Below are 4997 nucleotides of genomic sequence, written 5' to 3' on the forward strand. Positions count from 1 at the left end.
CAAAGGGTTGGCAGAGGACTATTGCGCTATATAAGTAACGAGCTTGGCGGATTTGATAGTTCACCTCTGCTTTCCTTTGAAAAAGATAATCATTTTTTATCTAAGACAAAGTAAAGGCGGATTTGCAATCCGTGCCCACAATCCACTTCAAAACAAATCTAACAAAACAATTTCTAAATCATTTTCCAAAACCGCATAATTTCTTGCTGAACTATAATAATAGTCTTCGGGAAGAGTTACGATTTTATCTTTGACTGGATTGTTATGAATGTAATTTATTTTTTGCTTGATAAACCAATTGGTTTCAACTATTTCAGCATGATAGCCATCTTGCCAGACTTTATATTGTTGTTTTCTCTTTAAATGCTCACAAGCTTTTTTAAAATATTCTAACATCCATTCGCGTCTGCTTTCAGGTTCATCAATAATAGTTTGGATTATTTTCTTTGCAGTGTATTTTTTAAAATCTCTCATTATATCTGAGAGTATAAAATCATCAGTTGCCTTACAAAGCAAATGTAAATGGCTTGACATAATGCAATATGCATATATTTCTAATCCTTTATTTTGTTGGCAGTGCCGTAATGAATCAATAAGATGAGTTTTCTGATTGACTCTTGTGAAAACATCTATCCAACCTACTACGGTTATGGTTATAAAATAAGCATCTTCAGTTGTTCTGGCTTTATATTTTGTTGACATGGCGTGTATATAAAAAAAACAAAACTACAACTTTTAAGGTTGTAGTTTATATTCTTTGCGGGCACGGATTGCAAATCCGCGCTATCGGGTACATTACCTACATTACCGGTTATGCTTTTATCAAATAATCTTTAGCATCAATTTTATAGAAATTAAACTTCTTGTTTGTAAAAACGCTAACTTCATAAATAATTCTTGGATGACCTATTGGCTCTAAATTAATTTTCTTATTCTTTAAATTGATACCTTTTTCAAAATGATTATAAATCTCTTTTATATCACTATTCCTAAGTGATTCTATAGTATTTCTCTGAAAATCAACAGACATATTATTACTTTCAAAACTTAATAAATCTAAATAATAATGAACAAACTCTTTATCTGTAAAAATATATGTTTCTTCAAATGAACCTGAATAATTATGACTATGCAATTGAATAATTATCCAGCTTTTTTTATCCAGTAGATTAATCGAATCTAAAACTTTATTTCTATAATCTACATATAAGTCAAATTCAGTTTTACTTTCCTTATAAAACTCTTTAAATGAACTTGGAGCAAATTCACCATACTCCTGATATGACCTTTTAACTCCATTTTTAAAATCTTTGTAGATAGGTTTATTTATTTCATTGATTGTTATTCCTTTTGAACATGAAATAATGACAACGAATAACAATATTAATATTTTTAAGCTACTTTTTTTCATGGTAATTATATCTTGATTTTAAAATTTGCCCACTATAAGCTTTTAAACCCCGATAGCGCGGATTTGCAATCCGTGCTCACAATCTACTTCAAAACAAATCTAACAAAAAATCCCAATCATACCGACTGGGATTTTTCTCAATTTTATTCTCTTTGTGGGCACGGATTGCAAATCCGCGCTATCTGGCATGGATTGCAAATCCGCGCTATCGGGTTTAAAATCAAACGATTGACCAAAGGCTGAATATTCTCTTTTGTTTTAGAACCTACTACAAAACCAACAATAGATCTGCTATTCCTTTCAATTGCATAGGTAATCCATAATACATTCTTTTTATTTCCGATAAATGTCCACATTTCATCCATTTCATAGGACCATTCTTTTTCTAACAACAGTTTTGGCTTTAAATTGTTCCCTATGGAAATTATCCGGGCTAAAACCGTATTTTTCGAAATATTCAGAACCCTGCTTGTACTTCTGATACCACAGCCTTCCTTCAATAAAACAACTATTGATTCATTGATAGTCTTAATGTAGGCACGATATTTATAAATAACTTGAAATTTATGCTTGCACAATTTGCATTTATACCGTTGTATGGCCGATTGAAACCCATTTTTAACGGTTGCCCCGCTACATTTGGGGCAAAGTATTTTTTCCATGCCCTAATTTAATACACGAAGCAAAACCAAACCCTTAATTTACGCGTTTTAACAAATCATCAATCTTTAAATCATCCTAATAGACAATAAAAAACAGCGTTTAAATTTTACGTTAAACACTGTTTTTCAATAACTTATTTTAAAATTCTAGGTCATGCCCTAATTTGATACATTACCTAATCCATTATTGTTTTTTCCTCATCGATAAATGTTTCATAGCCATACTCTGACCTTTCTGGGTACATTAATCGCGTTTCATGTGCATGACCGCTTAGGTTAGCATAAGCAACTGTTTTGTGTCCTTTTGGTTTAGCTCCTAATGCTGTATGCCCATCTATAAAGTAAAAAGGCTTATTCCAAAATCTCCTTCTTGGTCCAACATAATATATATATACATCCTTTCCATCAGGATTTTGGTGGAAAAACAAAGGATGGACACGATTATGCGCCCATCCCTGTATCCCGAATGCCCGTTGGAAACGAATTATTTTAATTCAAAAGACTCTAGTGTTTTATCAAACTGTTCCTTTTTATAACTTTTTACGTTAATATAAATAACCAAATACTCGTTAATAATTCTAATACCAAACAGCCTATCTTTTTTTAATGTCTTTAATTCTGAATCAAGTTTCATACTTGATACATTCAATTTAATTAAATTACTTATAAATTCATTTTTATTTAAACCAATCAAAGTTTTTTCTTTGATAGAACTGTAATTTTTGGTAATAAATATTTTTTGTTTGTGATTAAACTCCATAACTATTTCATTTGGAATTACATTAATACTTACTGAATAATCTTTAATATCCTTTGGAACAATTATCGTGTAACCGGATTCAGTTTCATTCACACCATCCGATATTACCGTAGCTATATTCTTTTTTAATTTCACAAGGTTATCATTCGAATTTTCAACTTGAAATGTAACTGGCACATTTCTTAATGATTCTTGAGATTTACATGAATTAAATATTAATAATATTAAAAATGTAAAAATAAATTTTCTCATGATTTAATTATTTTTGACTATTAATCTTATTTACAGCCGATTTGTATTGATTGTAATCGACAGTTCTATTATTTCCAGCTCCGTTATAGAAGTTTATCGTTCTAGTTTTATTTATATCAGGAACACCATTTTTCATGGTAACTTTCACATCGTAACCTAGAACTCTGCTGGCTTCTTTAAAATAACCTTCTCCTTCCCGCTTTTTTTGACCCGCTATATCATTTCCAGATTTTTCTGCTCCTCCTTCAACTATAAAAGTTCCATCTTTGTTAATAGTTATTTTACCAACTCCATGTGAATGAGTATCGTATGCAGGCTCTCTATTCGAATCAACTATTTCATACAGTTCACCACTTAACCCGACTTCGTCTTCTGTACCTGTATCTACCGAAGATATACTACCATCTGTTGCAGAAACGAATCCTCTTTCCAAACCATCTTTATCCGTATCGTCAAAAGCTTTATCCATTGCTGTAATTTCAGTATTCGATGATACTGTAACCACGTCAACTCCAAATCCTCCTGATTTTAAATTAGCAGAAACATCGTTATCACTTTGACCAGCAATAGCACTTTCTGTTAAACTTGATAAAATCATTTTTTTATCTTTTTTTCCATCTTCAATATGCCTTACTAAATCTCCATTTAAATTATACAAATCAGTCGGAGGTGTTGCATACATACCATCAGGGTCTGTAAATATTATTGGATTATTATAGCAGTACGTATAAGGAGACCATCGTCTTGATACTTCAGATAAAGGGTCAATATTCATCCATCTACCAATCGCCGCATCATAATTCCTAGCTCCATAATCATACATGTTCAGTCCCAGCTCATCCTGAAACTCCTTTCCATTGTACTTATACTTATGATTCAAAGAACTTTCCATCGTGAGGATATTCCCCCAGTCTTTCATATTCTGCTCCGGCTCATTGTAGCCTCTGTGCTTCAGTCCAAAAGGGTAGTAGTTGCTTTCTTCCACCACATAAGGGGTTCCACTTCCGTCATCGGTATACGTTACCCTCACGTTTCCTAAATGGTCTGTGTAATTGAAATAATATACATAACCATCCTTATCATTTTTCACAAACCCTTCCGCATGAGGGATAAATTCAATTACTTCATCCTTGTATTGGAAACCACCGGGCAAATAATCCGTCCGGGTCATTTTCTGCACATATGTCGTAGGACCTACCGATGAATTCACTGGTGCGGCATTGCTGTTTGCTGCAACTCCCTTCATCTCTGATCCACCGCCACCGCTGTAATCCGGTTCATAATAATGGACTTTCTTACCTTTCTTGCTTCCTGCCGCATCGTAAATATACTCAATTTTGGTCTGCTTGCCATGCGGGTTGTAAAAAGTAATCACGAATGGTAAGTTCAAATGGTTGTAAGTAATGTTGGTGATCGCTTTGTTGTCATCACGGATCATGTTTCCGTTGGCATCGTAACTGTAATCATCATTACTGTTCCCGTTCGGGTCCATGTTTTCAGTAAAACCTTCTGATATTTCACTGGAATCACTCACCTTTAGTAAGCGGTTTTTATTGTTAGTATCGTAAACATAAGTCAAGTTGTCTATCGGATACTCATAATCAATTGCTTCAACCATACCTGAACGTTCCAAATCGGTAATGTTACCGTTTTTGTCATAATTTACAACCTCTTTGTAGGCATTCACCACACTGGTATTATCCGGTCGTGAATAATCAGCCTGTAACAATCGGTTCAAATGATCATAAGTGTAGGTGTATTTACGCTGCTGGTCATCATACAACGTACGCCACTGCGTTTCTGAAATATTCCCATTGAACAAGGCTTTGCTGTTATCACTCGGATTGTTATACGTAATCTTGAAAGCAAACAAATCGTCTTTGCTGCCTAAATCGGTACTGATCAGTCCGTC

At 33.4% G+C, this 4997-nt stretch carries 5 protein-coding genes; all 5 read right to left on the bottom strand.

What is annotated here, in order from left to right; translation table 11 throughout:
• Positions 1-147: 147 nt before the first annotated feature.
• Positions 148-702 carry an REP-associated tyrosine transposase gene (locus NAT51_RS19445; RefSeq protein ID WP_250601754.1) on the bottom strand — a complete coding sequence of 185 codons (555 nt, stop codon included), beginning with the start codon at positions 700-702 and terminating at the stop codon, positions 148-150.
• Between the two features lie 109 nt (positions 703-811).
• Entirely contained in the window at positions 812-1411 is a 600-nt protein-coding gene (locus tag NAT51_RS19450; protein ID WP_250601756.1) for a hypothetical protein, read from the bottom strand.
• A 143-nt stretch (positions 1412-1554) separates the two neighbouring features.
• Complete coding sequence (locus NAT51_RS19455; RefSeq protein ID WP_250601758.1) at positions 1555-2073, bottom strand: IS1 family transposase; 519 nt, start codon at positions 2071-2073, stop codon at positions 1555-1557.
• A 484-nt stretch (positions 2074-2557) separates the two neighbouring features.
• Positions 2558-3085 (bottom strand): hypothetical protein, encoded by a 528-nt coding sequence (locus tag NAT51_RS19460; RefSeq protein ID WP_250601760.1) that lies wholly within the window; start codon positions 3083-3085, stop codon positions 2558-2560.
• Positions 3086-3092: 7 nt separating this feature from the next.
• On the bottom strand, positions 3093-4997 hold a 1905-nt coding region (locus NAT51_RS19465; RefSeq protein WP_250601762.1), incomplete at its 5' end, for an RHS repeat-associated core domain-containing protein.

Source organism: Flavobacterium amniphilum (genome assembly GCF_023634845.1).
GTDB classification, from domain to species: domain Bacteria; phylum Bacteroidota; class Bacteroidia; order Flavobacteriales; family Flavobacteriaceae; genus Flavobacterium; species Flavobacterium amniphilum.

What these genes read in the sequence shown, in the direction of transcription:
- NAT51_RS19445 (WP_250601754.1), bottom strand. Translation starts at nt 702, where the DNA reads ATGTCAACAAAATATAAAGCCAGAACAACTGAAGATGCTTATTTTATA.
- NAT51_RS19450 (WP_250601756.1), bottom strand. Translation starts at nt 1,411, where the DNA reads ATGAAAAAAAGTAGCTTAAAAATATTAATATTGTTATTCGTTGTCATT.
- NAT51_RS19455 (WP_250601758.1), bottom strand. Translation starts at nt 2,073, where the DNA reads ATGGAAAAAATACTTTGCCCCAAATGTAGCGGGGCAACCGTTAAAAAT.
- NAT51_RS19460 (WP_250601760.1), bottom strand. Translation starts at nt 3,085, where the DNA reads ATGAGAAAATTTATTTTTACATTTTTAATATTATTAATATTTAATTCA.